A 15,214-nucleotide genomic window follows, 5' to 3' on the forward strand; every position below is an offset into this window, starting at 1 on the left:
CTATGAACATATACACTACACTCCGCATTGGCGCTTACCACATTAACCATTGTGAAGATTACCTTTTTGCAGATAAAATAGGGAACAATAAAATTATCTGCGCTGTGATGGATGGATGCACCATGGGAAAGGATAGCTATCTGATCTCGACCATTGTTGGCAAATTGTTGAGGAAAATCTGCAAATCACTCAGTTACAAGGAATTCTATGCAAAGAAAGCAGATGAATTATCGCTCGATATTTACCTTAAAGGGATATTGCAGGAATTATTCAGTGAGATGAAAATGCTTAAAAATCAATTGCAGCTGGAACGGGAAGAGCTGTTGACAACATTAATCATCTTGCTGGCAGATGTAAAAGCAGATAAAGGTGTACTGCTGGCGATTGGAGATGGTGTAGTCAGTGTCAATGGAACGGTTACATCATTTGATCAGGATAATAAACCAGACTACCTTGGATTTCATTTGTCAGAAGATTTTGATACCTGGTATTCTGCACAAGAACAGCGATTATTTATTGAGAGCCTAAGTGATATTAGTATTGCCACAGATGGTATTGAATCTTTTACAAGAGTGGCCGCTCCGGAAAATTCTGAAATCGTAGATCCTATCGCCTTTTTACTGCATGATACAGCAGGATTGGGAAATGAAGAGATGTTGAATATGAAATTAAAGGCAATAGAACATAAGTATGGCCTGAATCATACAGATGATCTGGCGGTGATTAGAGTTATTAGGTAGTGCGTATAAATTTATCCTATGAGTAACAGTTACTATCGTTGTCTCCAGGCAATAAACATCCTTATCACGGACAAAATGAAAATAACCTGCAGCCCGGCCAGAGAAACGGCTCCCGGTATCGCCGTCCTGCTTGCATAAATGGTGTGATTAAACCGCTGATAAAAGCTAACGGCAAAACATACTAATAGTACTGCGGTAATTATTCTCATTTTTTTGCTCATAGATAGCGAATTCTTATTGGTAAGTATACAGCAATTTACTGTAACCATGTATTGTAATACCTGGAAACCCTTGTAAATAAAGGCAGTGTTGTAAGTAATCAACTTTTCTTGATTACAAAACAGACGGGTTGGCGATGTTGATTGGGTGCCCGTTAATAAAGCTCATCACGTTTTCAAATGCTTTACCAAAATACAATTCGTAACTATCTTTTTCCACATACCCCAGGTGTGGTGTGCAAACGACATTGGGCATATGGAGCCATTCAAATGCAGTATCGTACACAGGTTCTTCTTCATATACATCAATGCCTGCAAATCCGGGCCTTCCTTTTTTGAGACATTTTAATAAGGCGCCCTTTTCAATGAGTTCGGCTCTGGAGGTATTGATGAGGACAGCAGTGGGTTTCATCAAACTTAAATCTGTCTCTTTCACAATACCTGTAGTGCTGTCGTTCAAACGAAGATGCAGTGTAATAACGTCAGCGTTTTGGAAGAAGTCCTCTCTTGTTGCGGCTTTTTCATATCCATCTTTGACTGCATTTTCTCTGGAAGTATCGCTTCCCCATACCAGCACCCTGGCGCCAAATGCTTTTGCATAACCGGCTATCATTTTACCGATTTTTCCATATCCCCAAATACCAATCGTTTTACCATGAACGGTGGAGCCGATGTTTATCTGCCACCTCCCGTTTTTCATCCCTTCTATGGCGGCAGGAATTTGCCTGAGTGTATTCATAATCAGTATCCAGGTTAGTTCGGCGGGTGCTACGGGAGAACCAATGCCTTCTGCTACAGCCACTTTGTACTTTGTACAGGCAGCCAGATCCAGGTGTGCAGCTATTTTTCCGGTCTGACTGATCAATTTCAGGTGAGGCAGTTTTTCCAGCAACGCTTCATTTATTTTCGTTCTTTCTCTGGTCAATACAAGGATATCTGCGTCTTTCAGTTTTTCTGCCAGCAATGCAGGGTCTTTTTCTGTTTGATGGAGAATGATCACATCCTGGGATGCTAATAATTTGAAACAGTCAAGACTCCTGATAATATTTTGGTAGTCATCCGGAATAGCTATTTTCATTTGCCAAAAGTTTAGTGTTGCTATTGCAAATTACTTTTTTATCAGGAGATGATCTAAGGAATACCAGTCTTGTAATTTATTGAGGTTTTTGTTATACAACCACTTAAATTACTGGTAACTTAGTTGTAGTACCGCCCTGAGCACCTGCTCCTCATTAATCGTATTAATAATATGGAAAAGAATGTTACGAGAAATAGTTGGGTAGATAACTTACGCTCTTTCATCACCATTTTAGTCGTGGCTCATCATGCGGCACTTGCCTATGCAACCTTTTCCTGGTTTAATAAAACAGTATACATCGCATCAACGCATCCGGTAGTAGATGCTGTAAGATCAAGGGAGCTGGATGTATTGGTGATTTTTAATGACGGGTTTTTTATGTCATTGATGTTTTTAATCAGTGGCATTTTTGTGATGCCTAGTCTTCAAAATAAACAGGTTGGAATATTTATCAGAGATAGATTTTTTCGCTTATTTATTCCGTTTGTTATTGGTGTTACGTTGCTGATGCTATTAGCTTATTATCCTGCCTTTTACCTGGCATATGGGAAGACTAATTTAAAAGCATATGTGATAGATTTTTTTACAGTAGAAGCATGGCCTGTTGGCCCTCCCTGGTTTATCTGGGTATTGTTTCTGTTTAACCTGATTTTTGCATTATGCTATCCGTTTGTGAAGAATGGTATCAGCATGTCCGGCGCATGGCTTGCGTTGCAAAAGCAACGACCACTTAAGTTGCTGCTCTTATGGTATGTCTTCACCTGGATAGTTTACGTTCCCTTTATACTATTGGTTTCTCCCGATGCATGGACGGGCATCGGTCCATTTGATTTCCAGATAAGTAGATTCCTTTTGTATTTCGGTTATTTTCTGCTTGGAATATTAATAGGCGTACCAGGATTAAATAATGGAATATTTGCAGGGGAGGCTGTATGGGTAAAACGTTGGCCGGTATGGTTACTGGCTTGTGTAGCCGTATTTGTATTGCTGATGTTTATTGCGGCACCATTAACGGTAATGGTGCAACAGCATCAGTTAAGCGAAGTGCAGGGGATACTGATCTACAGATCGGTATGGATATTATCCTGCACGCTGAGTAGTATCGCATTTTTGACTACGTTTAAAAGTATATTCAATAAAACAGGGCGTTGGTGGAAGTCGCTGGCTGCGAATGCTTACGGCATTTATTTAGTGCATTATATTTTTGTGGTGTGGTGTCAGTTTTTGTTGCTGGATTTTAATTTGCCGGCGTTGGTGAAGTTTTTTATTACTTTCTTTTTTGCAGTTGGCATGAGTTGGTGGGTGACGTTTTGGGTGCGGAAGAATGCCGTGATTGGGAAGTATTTGTAGTTTATTGGACCCGGGTTGGCTGTACAGATACGACTGATGGACAAGATTTAAGGCAATATTTCCGGAATGGATCAAGCGTGGGATAAACAATGTCAACGACACTTTGTGATGACCTTTGACATTGTTTATCACATCCTTACTCAATACAATCAATTACAAAATGCAATGAGGGCAGGTGGTTTGCTCCAGGGATGTCAGACAAACAGCTCCTTTCTCTTTAGGAGGATTGAGATTAACAATTTTCACTTTCGCTAGCTGGAGTTTTTTGGGTTTTCTGTTCTGTTTCATGGTGGAAAACATTTAATGAATAGTCCTCTCCTGTCTTTAGCTTGGAGCAATGCCGTGGAGTGGTTGTTCAGCATATAATATTTAAGCTTATTTATTACAGGTGATGTATAAGGTGAAGCGATCAACGCCTGGGAAAACTATAAATGGGCTTTTGACTTCATTGGGTTAATTATTGGGTTAATTAAGTTGGAATTAGTTCTATCTAATTTAATGAAATTTTTTCAATGTTGAAAGTTTTGTTGAGGGACACTATTAGATCGTAATATTTTCTGCCATCAATCACATATTGGCTAAATAGAGTGCAAAATGAGCTGCAAATCTGCCGATTTATACCCTTTAGGGTATAAAGTATAGTGTAAGAAATTGAACTATACCCTTTTGGGTATAGCAATGCTTTATTATCTTTATACCCTAAAGGGTATACCATGAACAATCTATCTGAATTAGCTAAACTCAAACGTAAGCAACATGATAACACAATATGATCTTGCACTTAAATCTGGTTTGGGATTACGGTTGATCAGAAAAATTGAACAGGGAAAAACAACCATGAGGATGGATAAAGTAAATCAGTTGCTTGCGCTATTCGGAATGGAATTGGTTCCCGTTGCTAAAACATATCACAATGAGTAAGAAAGGAAAAGTTTTCTATGGTGAGAAACTAGCAGGTATTATATCTGAAACGGATGAAGGTTATATTTTTCTTTATGATAAGACATACCTGAGCAGCAATAATGCAAAGCCGGTTAGTCTTACGTTGCCTTTAACGGATGGTGCATATTTGAGTAAGGTTTTGTTTGCATTCTTTGATGGGCTAATACCGGAAGGCTGGTTATTGGATATAGCCACAACGCATTGGAAAATAAAATCCAATGACAGGTTTGAATTATTGTTACAAACATGTAGGGATGCAATAGGGGCAGTGAGTATAATTTCTGACGATAATAATTAACACGATGGCAAATTGTTGGTTTTGTTATAAAGATGCAGGCGAGAAACAATATCATACTAAATGTTGTGAAACTTTTTTTGATAAGAAAAAAGCGCCTGAATTGTTGTTGGATAAGCAATTATTGGAAGAGCTGGCGGAAAAAACCATTAATCAAAGGATTGCCCTTACAGGCGTACAGCCTAAGTTATCTGTTGCATTGGAAGGTGTTGATGGTAATACGCAGGATGCCAGGTTAGCAATTGTAGGGTTCTGGGGAGAATATATTCTCAAACCGCAACATCAGTCATATCATCTGATGCCTGAGAACGAAGATTTAACCATGCATCTTGCTTCTCTTTTTAAAATAAAAGTATGTGAGCATGCTTTGCTGAAAGCTACCGATGGAAGTATGGTTTACATTGCCAAAAGGCTTGACAGAAAGAACGGACAGAAAATTCACATGGAGGATTTTTGCCAGTTATCAGAGTTTCTGACTGAGAACAAGTACAAAGGCTCTTATGAGAAAATTGGTAAGATGATTACTAAATATTGTACCAACAAAGGGCTTGACCTATTGAATTATTTTGAAGTGGTATTGTTTTCATACCTCACAGGAAATAATGATATGCACTTGAAAAACTTTTCAGTGCTCCACCTCGATTCAGAAATAGTTTTGTGTCCGGCCTATGATTTACTAAATGTAAATATGGTTAATCCGGCTGATGATGAGGATCTGGCCTTAACATTGAATGCGAAAAAGAGAAAAATAAAATTAACAGATTTTATAGCGCTCGCAGACAGTTTAAATATCCCTTGGAAAGTAAGGGACAATACTTTTAGCAAGTTTGCGTCAATGAATGATCGCGTTGAGGCTTTAATTACTGCATCTTTTTTAGATGACGTAAGTAAAGAAAAGTATAAACAAATCTGGCTTCAAAAGCAAAAAATATTCAGTTAATCAAAGCGGCTTCATGCCTCATCGGTAATGCGGGGAAAGATGCAGATATGCGCTTTCGCAGCAATAATAGTACCTGCTATCAGGACCGTATTTTCGTTCCTTTAAGAATCATCATTGTAGCATAAGCGGACGTTGCAAGTGCGCACCCGGTGCTGATGATCGGAGTTGTTATATAAGCCGGAAACCCTTTGCCGATCAATACAAACCCTATTATAGCAATCAGGCAAACAAATGTCCCCACAAAATAATCAAACGTACGGTTGAATACCTTGGCTAAAGGAAAAAAATGTAAGCCAACAATTAATGCAATACCTGGGATAAACCAGTTATCGTGGCCGGTATTTACCAGAACATTTTTAATTATCAATATACCAACACCTTCGGCAATGAAAATAATAATGAATCTTTTGTTTTTCGTTTTCTTATCGTCATTAACAGCAACAGGGTCTTCGGGTAATCTTTTAGCTATCGCATAGAACTTCACATAAAAAGCTAAAAACGATAAAACTATCAGGGTAAACACAGCACCTATAAGCCAATAATCACGGCCATGCAATGTTACCTCGCCGATTATTACCCATACTATGGTGAATATAATCATGAGGGATAATCCATCTAAAATTTTTTCAAGTTGCTTTTTGGAACCATTAATCGGGTAATTCATTGCAGGTATTTATATTGTTGACAAATTTTCTAAATGTATTATTTATTTTTTATCGAAAAAACGAATTCCCTAATTCGTTTTGCCTCTTTTCCCAGGTATAGGTTTCCCAGATGGGACAACTGGTCTTCACAGGCCAATATACCCTCGCAGACCTCACAGAGCCAAAGCACTGTATAGAAGCTCACTAAGTGAATCTACAGGGCTAAACACTTATAGTAACGGTTGGATGTATGTTTTCGGTTCGCTGCATTGATAATCCGGCTCGGTATGACGTTCAATACCCGAGATAAAATCGGCTGACAGGGAAATTTTTTATCTTCGCCCATATATATTAATTTCTATTTATGCTTAGCTCCCATCATAAAAGGATTACTTTATTACTACTGTTGCTGTTTAAAGCAGCGCTGATTTTTTCTCAGATAACAAAGATCTCTGCACCTGCGATCCCGGATGAAACATTTTCTTTCTCTGCACCGGAAGACGAAGGGTTTTCCTCAAAAGGCTTAAGTGATATATTTACTTATGTGAAAGAAAACAAAATAAATATTCACAGCCTTTTAATCATACGAAATAAGAAGATCGTACTTGATGCCTATTTTTATCCTTTTCGCTCAGATTTACGGCATGACATAGCATCTTGCACAAAATCAATAACATCCATACTTATTGGCATAGCCATAGATAAAGGCTATATAAAAAGTGAAGATCAATTGGTTGCGTCATTTTTTCCAGAGATTAAACTAACAGGCAAGGGCTTTGAAACATTATCAATCAAAAACCTGCTCACCATGACCTCTGGTTTTGATTGTGGCTCTTCAAATGAAGATAGTCTGTTCAATGAATTATTTCCATCAAACAATTGGCCCGGATTTATTTTCGATATTCCTTTTGTAGCTAAGCCCGGCCAGCAGTTCTCTTATTGCAGTTGCAATTATTATTTGCTGGCCGAAATCATTTACCGGGCAACTGGATTATCCCCTGAAGATTTTGCTAAAAAATATCTCTTTAATGATTTAGGGATAAAGTCCTTTTATTGGTCGAAAAATAATCATGGTATTAATTACGGTTGGGGAGATCTTGCCCTCAAATCACATGATCTTGCTAAAATTGGCCAACTATTGTTAGACGGTGGCAAATGGAATAATAAATCCATTATCTCCGCAGATTGGGTAAGAAAATCCAAATCGATGAACACAGTATTTCCAAACGGAAATGGCTACGGATATGGTTTTTGGATCGACAAGGATCATGGCTACAATGCGGAAGGCAGGGGGACACAAAGGTTGCATATCGATTCGATGCATCATGCAATTGTCTTAGTCACGGCGGGAGGGCTTGGAGAGGATGAGAAGGAACGGATTGGTGATATTATCGGTAATTCGCTTCGCTCTGATAAAAAATTGAAAAGTGATCCTGTAGCCTTTAATAGCTTAAAAAAAATGGAACTTCAGGCGGCAAGAGTGGTTGTCGATTCGCCCGGATACATTTCCAACACTACAGAAAAAGGGAAGTTGTTTAATAAGACGATCATTTTTCCAACAAACAGTTTAGCTATTAAAAGCGCGGAGATTGTATGGAAAAAAGGGAATCTATCGCTTATGTTAAAGCAAACCGGGGAACAAACCATCATCTATCCTTTAGGAATTGGTGSTGCATATAAATTTTATCAAGATGCCGGTTCAGGTCATCTATATGCATTAAGAGGATATTGGAAAGCCTCCAATGAATTTGAAATCGAGTTTAATATGCTATCGAAGATTAATAAATACTTGATTAATTTTAAAATTGGTGATAATGGAAACAAAGTTTTGATTAAAGAAGGGACCCATAAAATCAATGAAGTTTTTCCGGTGTCAATAATGGATTAAGAAGAAAACAAAGGGTGTATACTATCCACTTCTGGAAATAAGCATTTCGTTAACGGTGTTAGAAAAGCGCCTGATCGCGAGTTCGATCAATCCCGGAAAACAGACCTTTGATGGATAAAGTCGAAAACCCGGGGAATATCCTATTCTCTAAATGCCAATACACTCGCGTTTGCCATTCTCAAATACCTTCCGAACTATCGTTGAATATTAAACAATACCCATTACACTCCCTTTAGTTAATCTTCCATCTGTCCCGAAAACCCGTTCCCCTAATTGTGTTATATTTATAGTAATCAAAATAATCTCCCATGGCAAAACAAATGTCTATCCTTCCCTTTACGGGAAAACTCGGCCCTCTCATTGGGTATAAGCGCAATGGTGAATACTTCCTGCGCTCCATGCCTGAAAGCGTGCAGCAAACGGCTGCTACCCGCCGCGCATCCAGGCGCTTCGGCATCGCCAGCAGGAAAGGCGCTTTTATCCGGCATGCTTTCTACCCCCACCTGGATGTCCATTGTGACGGTGGCCATATCAATCGGCTGAACAGGCTACTCATTGCTGCCGGCGATCATCACGCCGCTATAACAGGCTTCCGCTTCAATCAGCATACCGGAGTAGATCGTTTCTTTACAGTGGCTCCCCGGCTTTTAAGGAACGGGATATTAAATATCCCCGCACAAACTATCGACGGGTATAAAGGTATTGCTGCCCTCGAAGTAAAAATAATCGCAACGCGTATTGACTTTACATCACGCCAGGTGGTGGGGAGCGAAACGGTTACGTTAATGATAGATACGGATACCACTTTCCAGGAAACAAATATCTCGTTGGATGTACCCGGAAATGGCTCATTGGTAGTGGTTTTCCAGGTAAGAGCGATGTACAAGGATGGCCCTTCGCGCAACAAACAATACATGGCCGCCGATATTATTGCGGTGGCAGCACCACAAGTACCCCAATTTGCTAAAAAACGTACCTACCCCAAGCGGACAAGATTGCTTCCTAACCTTACCTATACACACGCAAATCCAGCTGTCATTCAACTGGAATAAAGCTATTTTGCCCCCGGAGATATTTTGATGAATAAACTTTTTATACCTGCTTCCTTTCAATAATATATTTCTTTCCGCAGCTACAGCCTGGCACTGAAGCGGCGCTACTATGGCCGGTTCTCACCTCCATCCATTTGCTGATGCAATTTCATCGGGGTTATACATCCGGACCTCATCCCCGCATCAAGTCCACCTCTCCTGCAGTGCTTCTATATGTACTTAGCGGGTGCTAAGCATAGCATAGACGGAGTCTACATAATGAAGAGGTAATGCCGACTATAATGATGGGTGTTCTTAATGCACTGCATCTTAAAAGCGTATGTAGAGGCAACGAAGATAAAATTCCTTCTAAAACATCTGTGATGATGGCTTTGGGAGAAATAAAAAAGGACATTCCAGTAATAATACCGAAATGTCCTTTAAGGTGACCCCTCAGGGGCTCGAACCCTGGACCTACTGATTAAGAGTCAGTAGCTCTAACCAACTGAGCTAAGGAGTCATTCCAACGTTTCCTGTTAAAAAACGTGAGTGCAAATTTAACGGTTCTTCTGAATATTCGTGTACTTTATTTAATTAAATTTGAGAAGAAGGACGAAATGTGGATAAATATCCATTATGTTGATAATCTAACCGTTAGCTCATTATAAAATTTTTTTTCATGCAGGAAGCTTATATAGTAGCCGGATACCGCACCGCGGTGGGCAAGTCCAAAAGAGGGGGATTTCGCTTTTACAGACCAGATGACCTGGCTGTAGATGTAATCACCGGGTTGTTGCAATCCTTGCCACAACTGGATCCTAAGCGGGTAGACGATTTGATTGTAGGGAATGCGGTACCCGAAGCAGAACAGGGTTTACAGATTGGTAGAATGATTTCTGTAAGGGCATTGGGTATTGATGTTCCGGGCATGACGGTAAATCGTTATTGTGCTTCCGGATTGGAAACCATTGCAATAGCAACGGCTAAAATCCAGACAGGGATGGCAGATTGCATCATTGCCGGTGGTACCGAGAGCATGAGCCTTGTACCGGTGGCAGGATGGAAAACAGTGCCTAATTATACTGTGGCCAGTACTAATCCCGATTATTATATTGGCATGGGACTCACCGCTGAAGCAGTGGCTAATGAATTCAAAGTAAGCCGCCAGGACCAGGATGAGTTCTCATTTAAGTCGCATCAGAAGGCATTGAATGCTATTCAGAACGGTTATTTCAAGCCAGGCATTTTGCCCATTAATGTAGAAGAAGTATATGTAGATGGTAATGGGAAGAAACAGAAACGTTCTTACGTAGTGGACACAGATGAAGGGCCGCGTGCGGATACGTCACTGGAGGCGCTGGGTAAACTGAAGCCTGTTTTTGCTGCAGGTGGTTCTGTTACAGCGGGTAACTCTTCACAGACTTCCGATGGTGCAGCTTTCGTGGTGGTGATGAGTGAGCGTATGGTCAATGAGCTGGGATTGAAGCCTATCGGTCGCTTGGTGGGTTGTGTTTCTGCAGGTGTGCATCCGCGTATTATGGGTGTGGGCCCGGTAGCAGCTATTCCGAAAGTATTGCAGCGTACCGGCAAAACCTTACAGGACATCGATTTGGTGGAGTTGAATGAAGCGTTTGCTTCTCAGGCTATTGCTGTTGTCCGCGAGCTGGGTATCAATCCGGATATTGTAAATATCAATGGTGGCGCTATTGCACTGGGACATCCATTGGGATGTACTGGTGCGAAATTAACCGTTCAGTTGCTGGGCGATTTAAAGCGACTCAATAAAAAATATGGTATCGTAACCGCTTGTGTAGGCGGCGGACAAGGCATTGCAGGTATCATAGAAAATATCAGTTAATACGGTCAACTCATCTTTATAACGGAAAAAGGAGCCTACGGGCTCCTTTTTTTTATGTTTGATCGTATACTTCCAGTTGATGGAGATATGCGAACGAGGCTGCCTTTATTTTGCCGGGATCTTTAAACACAATGCCGTGAAAGTCTGCTGGCTGCCGAAGGTCGATCCCAAATAGTGCGACCATTCTCTCATGGAAAAAATGACTTCCTTTTGATCTTCCGGATTCGTAGGTTACAAAGCTCCCGCGGGATATGCCAAGAAGATTACTCATTTCATGTTGTGTAAGTTTTAGTTCTTTACGGATCAATTTAATGAAGCGTTTATTGTAAGGATACATGGGTTGTTATGATTGAAATTGTAACAAATTTGTGTTGCTGTAACAATAAATGACTATATTTGTATTGTAATATGTAATGTGCTGATATTAATTACATTAAATTGATATAAGCGACATTTTTTTGATAAAGCGATTTTCATTTTGAGCAAGAACTACCCGTTACCGTCAACAACGGTAAAAAAATGGGAAAACATCAGCTACCGTTTTTCAGGTACTAACGACTGTTAAAAAAATCGGGTGGTTTATGAGTGAGGGAATTTGCAAAACATCCGGACCGGAATACAAACTGGCGAATCGCCGTTTTTAACTTAATCATTTTGAATTCTTTTTTTGTGTAACAACAGAAAAAGCCAAAGGGACTGTCTTTCTTTCCAGGAACCGGCAGCTCCCTTTTGGCATGTCTGTATATCGACAGACATTTTCCAAAGTTAGACATTTTATAATGCGTACACAAATAAATTTATTCGTAAATCAATGATTATTAGAGTGTTAAAATGATAATTTCGATTTTAAAATGATAATAAAAGAATCGTTTTGATACTTCTTTATAATATAATATGCCTTTCTCTTTAATTAGATTAAACTTTTTGTTAATTTGGCTCCATAATCGGCCCCCTAAGCCATCAACCATATCACATTTATGGATCGCAGACAATTCCTAACCTTATCGCCTGATCGCAGCAATACGCGGAATGCTGTCGCTTCGGCACGTACCGACACCGGCATGGCCCCCTATACCGGCAACTGGGAATCATTACAACTGATACACCTGCTGAAACGTACCTTATTCGGCGTTTCTCCCGCTAATGTCAATGCCTTTAAAAGCATGAATATGCAACAGGCAGTAGATACCCTCCTCACCGCTCAGGCAGATCCCGCACCACCCGTAAATAACTACGGTATCGATGCTACCGGCGTAGCTCCCGGCGCTACCTGGGTAAGAGCCGCACTCGGCGATGAAATGCTGGAAAGGAAAAGAATTGCCTCCTATAAAGCCTGGTGGACCGGACAAATGATTAACCAACCCGCAAGCATACACGAAAAAATGGTGCTCTTCTGGCATAATCATTTTGTTACGGAAACAGGTATGGTAGGCGACAGCCGCTTTATTTACCAGTACAACCTCACCCTGCGCAAACATGCCCTCGGCAATTTTAAGGATCTCACAAAAGCCATCACGCTCGATCCCGCCATGCTCGTGTATCTCAACGGTTATCTCAACTCAAAAGGAGCAGCCGATGAAAACTATGCGCGCGAATTGCATGAACTTTTTACGGTAGGAAAAGGACCGGATTCCCATTATACGGAAGATGACGTAAGAGCCACTGCCCGCGTCCTCACCGGCTTTCGGGTCGACAGAACAAACATCGTGAGCCTCTTCGATACCACCCAGCATGATCTCACCAATAAACAATTTTCAGGTTTCTATCTCAATAAAGTCATCTCCGGAAAAACCGGCCAGGATGGCGCTACCGAAGTAGATAACCTGCTCGATATCATTTTTGCACAACCGGAAGTTGCCAAATTTATCTGCCGGAAATTATACCGCTTCTTTGTTTACTATGATATAGACCAGGCCACAGAAACCAACGTCATAGCACCACTCGCGGAAATATTCCGCAGCAGCCAATACGATATAAAAACAACACTCAACGCCCTGTTTACCAGCGAACATTTTTTTGATCCGTTAAACATGGCCTGCCTCATTAAAAGCCCTGCAGATTTTTGTATCGGGATCTGTCGCGAATATGGCATCACGTTTCCTGCTGACTATCCAAGCCGTTACACCGCCTGGGCCGCCATTCATGGAAGAGCTGCTTCCATGTTGCAGGATTTCGGTGACCCTCCACTGGTAGCCGGATGGGATGCCTATTACCAGGCACCTTCCTTTCATGAATTGTGGATCAACACAGATACACTCCCTAAACGAAACAAACTAAGTGATGCCCTTGTCAGCACGGGCGGATTCGGTGGTCTCCATATAAATACCATCGCCTTTGCCAGCCAGCTTCCACACCCGGAAGACCCCGTAGCATTGGTGAGCGATTCCCTGGATATATTATATCGTGTAGGCGTTTCCGATGCAACGAAAGCCTTCCTGAAAAACAGCATTATCCTCTTCGGCCAAAGTCCTAACAGTAACTATTACTGGACCGATGCCTGGAACGCCTATAAAGCATCTCCCGGAGATGCAGCCTTAAAAGACAACGTGGAAAGCCGCCTCAAAGCACTGTATAAATACATCATGGACCTATCGGAATATCAATTAGCCTGATAGCTGAAAAACCTTTTTATGAAAAGAAGAGACTTCCTTAAATATACAGCGCCAGCTGCTATCCTGCCTACTTTAATTAACGGCTTTTCTATTAAAGCCTTCGCTTCCTCTCCTATGCTGAATGCGCTGAGCAGCGCTTCTACAGATAATGATCACGTGCTGGTAATGATCCAGATGACAGGAGGAAACGATGGGCTGAACATGGTGATACCACTCGATGTCTATGGTAAATACCAGGCAGCACGTACCAATATTGCCATCCAGGAAAGTAAAGTACTCCGCCTGGATAACTACGTCAAATCCGGGTTGCATCCATCGATGAAAGGTATTCAGCAGCTATACAACGATGGAAAGGTTAGCATTGTGCAAAGTGTGGGATACCCTTCTCCCAACTATTCACATTTCCGCGCCACCGATATATGGCTCACCGGCTCAGATTCCAACGAAGTGCTGACTACAGGTTGGGGAGGCCGCTACCTCGATACACAATACGATAATTTTCCTGATGGATACCCGAATGCAGAAGCACCGGACCCATTAGCCATACAGATAGGATCTATCGTGTCGCCCGCTTTCCAGGGACCTAATGCCAGCATGGGCATTGCCATTACGAGCGCAGATGATTTTTATAACCTGATTGATGGGGTGACAGATCCCGTTCCCAATACCAAAGCAGGTAAGGAACTGGCATATATCCGACTCATTGCCAAACAAACCAATGCATATGAAACGGCTATCCTGGCTGCCGCTAAAAAAGTGACAGCACAGGGTGCGTATCCCGCCAATAACAACCTGGCGGAACAGCTGAAGATAGTAGCACGACTGGTAGCTGGTGGACTCAAAACAAGGCTTTATATGGTCAGCACCGGTGGTTTTGATACACATGCCAATCAAACAGAAGGCGGCGACACCAGTAAAGGTGGTCACGCCAACCTGCTGGGCGGTGTATCTGATGCCATCAAGGCTTTCATGGATGATCTTAAAGGACTGCATGCTTCCCGCAGGGTAGTGGGGATGACCTTCTCTGAATTCGGCCGCCGCATCAAATCCAACTATAGTATGGGTACCGACCACGGCGCCGCAGCTCCCATGATCATTTTTGGAGATTACGTAAATCAGGGCGTGCTGGGTAATTCACCGACCTTACCGGATACTTCCTCTGTGATTGATAATATCCCCATGCAATACGATTTCAGATCCATCTACGCTTCTATCCTCGAGCAATGGTTTTGTGTGGATCAAACTGCGTTGCAAAAAATTATGGGGAAAGATTACCAACGCCTTCCTCTGGTCAGTGGCGTGGCTTGTGGTACCATCACCGGTTTGCCGGATCTGAGCACAGATGGTAAAAAGCTCATCTATAATGCGCCCAATCCCTTTGCCGACTATACGTATATTACCTATATCACCGGCAGTGGCAATACCATGATCCAGATCTTTGATACTACCGGCCGCCTCATCAGCGTACCCGTAAATAGTGTGCATACGCCGGGTACCTATAAAATTACATTCGATGGCCGGCAATTGCCCGCTGGTATTTATTATGCCCGTTTCCAAAACGGTCCAATACAACAGGTATGGCCTATGCTCAAAGTAAAATGACCTTATAATTTCATTA

General features: G+C 41.5%; 13 protein-coding genes and 1 tRNA gene. 10 read left to right on the forward strand and 4 right to left on the reverse strand.

The window, feature by feature from the left end:
* The first annotated feature begins 2 nt into the window (after positions 1-2).
* Positions 3-740 carry a protein phosphatase 2C domain-containing protein gene (locus tag AB4Z08_RS09380; protein ID WP_441573469.1) on the forward strand — a complete coding sequence of 246 codons (738 nt, stop codon included), beginning with the start codon at positions 3-5 and terminating at the stop codon, positions 738-740.
* Positions 741-1,073: 333 nt separating this feature from the next.
* On the opposite strand, the gene AB4Z08_RS09385 is transcribed toward AB4Z08_RS09380, so the two are convergent.
* Entirely contained in the window at positions 1,074-2,036 is a 963-nt protein-coding gene (locus tag AB4Z08_RS09385; RefSeq protein WP_441573470.1) for a D-2-hydroxyacid dehydrogenase family protein, read from the reverse strand.
* A 171-nt stretch (positions 2,037-2,207) separates the two neighbouring features.
* Here AB4Z08_RS09385 and AB4Z08_RS09390 point away from each other — a divergent pair, with 171 nt between their 5' ends.
* The 4 genes from AB4Z08_RS09390 (at position 2,208) to AB4Z08_RS09405 (ending at position 5,563) form a co-directional block, all read left to right on the forward strand.
* Positions 2,208-3,386 carry an acyltransferase family protein gene (locus AB4Z08_RS09390; RefSeq protein WP_441573471.1) on the forward strand — a complete coding sequence of 393 codons (1,179 nt, stop codon included), beginning with the start codon at positions 2,208-2,210 and terminating at the stop codon, positions 3,384-3,386.
* 756 nt (positions 3,387-4,142) lie between these two features.
* Entirely contained in the window at positions 4,143-4,307 is a 165-nt protein-coding gene (locus tag AB4Z08_RS09395; RefSeq protein ID WP_441573472.1) for a helix-turn-helix domain-containing protein, read from the forward strand.
* Positions 4,300-4,626, forward strand: a complete 327-nt coding sequence (locus tag AB4Z08_RS09400; protein WP_441573473.1) for a HipA N-terminal domain-containing protein — start codon at positions 4,300-4,302, stop codon at positions 4,624-4,626. Before AB4Z08_RS09395 ends, AB4Z08_RS09400 begins: the two co-directional genes overlap by 8 nt.
* Before the next feature lie 4 nt (positions 4,627-4,630).
* Entirely contained in the window at positions 4,631-5,563 is a 933-nt protein-coding gene (locus AB4Z08_RS09405) for a HipA domain-containing protein (RefSeq protein ID WP_441573474.1), read from the forward strand.
* 79 nt (positions 5,564-5,642) lie between these two features.
* On the opposite strand, the gene AB4Z08_RS09410 is transcribed toward AB4Z08_RS09405, so the two are convergent.
* The gene (locus tag AB4Z08_RS09410) at positions 5,643-6,227 is read right to left on the reverse strand and encodes a hypothetical protein (RefSeq protein WP_441573475.1); all 585 of its coding nucleotides are present in this window, start codon (positions 6,225-6,227) and stop codon (positions 5,643-5,645) included.
* Positions 6,228-6,571: 344 nt separating this feature from the next.
* Here AB4Z08_RS09410 and AB4Z08_RS09415 point away from each other — a divergent pair, with 344 nt between their 5' ends.
* Together AB4Z08_RS09415 and AB4Z08_RS09420 are read left to right on the forward strand one after the other, a co-directional pair.
* On the forward strand, positions 6,572-8,095 hold the full coding sequence (locus tag AB4Z08_RS09415) for a serine hydrolase domain-containing protein (RefSeq protein ID WP_441573476.1): 1,524 nt from the start codon (positions 6,572-6,574) through the stop codon (positions 8,093-8,095).
* Between the two features lie 308 nt (positions 8,096-8,403).
* Positions 8,404-9,147 (forward strand): hypothetical protein, encoded by a 744-nt coding sequence (locus AB4Z08_RS09420; protein WP_441573477.1) that lies wholly within the window; start codon positions 8,404-8,406, stop codon positions 9,145-9,147.
* Between the two features lie 425 nt (positions 9,148-9,572).
* On the opposite strand, the gene AB4Z08_RS09425 is transcribed toward AB4Z08_RS09420, so the two are convergent.
* Positions 9,573-9,646 (reverse strand) — tRNA-Lys (locus AB4Z08_RS09425).
* A 159-nt stretch (positions 9,647-9,805) separates the two neighbouring features.
* Between AB4Z08_RS09425 and AB4Z08_RS09430 the strand changes: the two genes are divergently transcribed.
* Entirely contained in the window at positions 9,806-10,984 is a 1,179-nt protein-coding gene (locus AB4Z08_RS09430) for a thiolase family protein (protein WP_441573478.1), read from the forward strand.
* A gap of 52 nt (positions 10,985-11,036) precedes the next feature.
* Here AB4Z08_RS09430 and AB4Z08_RS09435 read toward each other — a convergent pair whose 3' ends face one another.
* On the reverse strand, positions 11,037-11,321 hold the full coding sequence (locus AB4Z08_RS09435) for a helix-turn-helix domain-containing protein (RefSeq protein WP_441573479.1): 285 nt from the start codon (positions 11,319-11,321) through the stop codon (positions 11,037-11,039).
* A 640-nt stretch (positions 11,322-11,961) separates the two neighbouring features.
* Here AB4Z08_RS09435 and AB4Z08_RS09440 point away from each other — a divergent pair.
* Positions 11,962-13,596, forward strand: a complete 1,635-nt coding sequence (locus tag AB4Z08_RS09440; RefSeq protein ID WP_441573480.1) for a DUF1800 domain-containing protein — start codon at positions 11,962-11,964, stop codon at positions 13,594-13,596.
* Between the two features lie 18 nt (positions 13,597-13,614).
* Entirely contained in the window at positions 13,615-15,198 is a 1,584-nt protein-coding gene (locus AB4Z08_RS09445; RefSeq protein WP_441573481.1) for a DUF1501 domain-containing protein, read from the forward strand.
* The last annotated feature ends 16 nt before the right edge of the window (positions 15,199-15,214 follow it).

This window comes from Chitinophaga sp. RAB17 (assembly GCF_052114225.1).
Taxonomy (GTDB): domain Bacteria; phylum Bacteroidota; class Bacteroidia; order Chitinophagales; family Chitinophagaceae; genus Chitinophaga.

Coding starts and splice junctions, on each gene's coding strand:
- AB4Z08_RS09380 (WP_441573469.1), top strand. CDS start 3: ATGAACATATACACTACACTCCGCATTGGCGCTTACCACATTAACCAT.
- AB4Z08_RS09385 (WP_441573470.1), bottom strand. CDS start 2,036: ATGAAAATAGCTATTCCGGATGACTACCAAAATATTATCAGGAGTCTT.
- AB4Z08_RS09390 (WP_441573471.1), top strand. CDS start 2,208: ATGGAAAAGAATGTTACGAGAAATAGTTGGGTAGATAACTTACGCTCT.
- AB4Z08_RS09395 (WP_441573472.1), top strand. CDS start 4,143: ATGATAACACAATATGATCTTGCACTTAAATCTGGTTTGGGATTACGG.
- AB4Z08_RS09400 (WP_441573473.1), top strand. CDS start 4,300: ATGAGTAAGAAAGGAAAAGTTTTCTATGGTGAGAAACTAGCAGGTATT.
- AB4Z08_RS09405 (WP_441573474.1), top strand. CDS start 4,631: ATGGCAAATTGTTGGTTTTGTTATAAAGATGCAGGCGAGAAACAATAT.
- AB4Z08_RS09410 (WP_441573475.1), bottom strand. CDS start 6,227: ATGAATTACCCGATTAATGGTTCCAAAAAGCAACTTGAAAAAATTTTA.
- AB4Z08_RS09420 (WP_441573477.1), top strand. CDS start 8,404: ATGGCAAAACAAATGTCTATCCTTCCCTTTACGGGAAAACTCGGCCCT.
- AB4Z08_RS09430 (WP_441573478.1), top strand. CDS start 9,806: ATGCAGGAAGCTTATATAGTAGCCGGATACCGCACCGCGGTGGGCAAG.
- AB4Z08_RS09435 (WP_441573479.1), bottom strand. CDS start 11,321: ATGTATCCTTACAATAAACGCTTCATTAAATTGATCCGTAAAGAACTA.
- AB4Z08_RS09440 (WP_441573480.1), top strand. CDS start 11,962: ATGGATCGCAGACAATTCCTAACCTTATCGCCTGATCGCAGCAATACG.
- AB4Z08_RS09445 (WP_441573481.1), top strand. CDS start 13,615: ATGAAAAGAAGAGACTTCCTTAAATATACAGCGCCAGCTGCTATCCTG.